1 protein-coding gene is annotated in these 627 nt (G+C 49.3%); it reads right to left on the reverse strand.

What is annotated here, in order from left to right:
- A partial coding sequence (locus R7044_RS26265) for a DNA translocase FtsK (protein ID WP_263857060.1) occupies positions 1 to 627 on the reverse strand: 627 nt, incomplete at both ends.

Genomic DNA, 627 nt, shown 5'->3' on the forward strand with positions numbered 1-627 from the left:
CGATTTAGCTTGCTCAAATTGAGGGCTGCTGATGACGTCTGATAGATAAACCGTCTGACGACTCATGTTTGGCAACTCAAGACCGACATAAGGTTTGCCTGGAATCACCTCTACAACACGTACCGCCATCGCCGATAGAGCACGCGCCAAGTCCATAGACAGACCAGAAATTCGACTTACTTTCACACCTGGCGCCAAATCGAGCTCGAATCGAGTGATGACTGGGCCTGGGTAAATGCCGACCACGTCAGCTTTAATTTTGTAGTCTGCAAGCTTGCTTTCGACTAAACGCGCGACTTGCTCAAGCGCTTCACGATCGATGAAGTTTTCACGTTTTTCCGGATGGTAAAGCAATTCAAGTGTTGGCAGCGGCTCTTCTGGCACTGGTAAATTCTGTTCTTGCTTCATCAAGAATGGGTTTTGCGTCGCGGCAACTTTTGCTTGCGCACTGGATACCATGCTTTGGAATGCGGCAACATCTTGATCGCCATCTTGCACTTCCTCAACCTCAACTTCTTGTGGCGCTGGTTCAAACGCTACACTCGGCTCAGGTGTCTGTTCTGGTTGAATTTGAGAAACCGATTGTGGTTGAACGATAGGTTGAGGCTCTGGTGAACGCGACTGAGG

Source organism: Vibrio sp. 1402, from assembly GCF_033340275.1.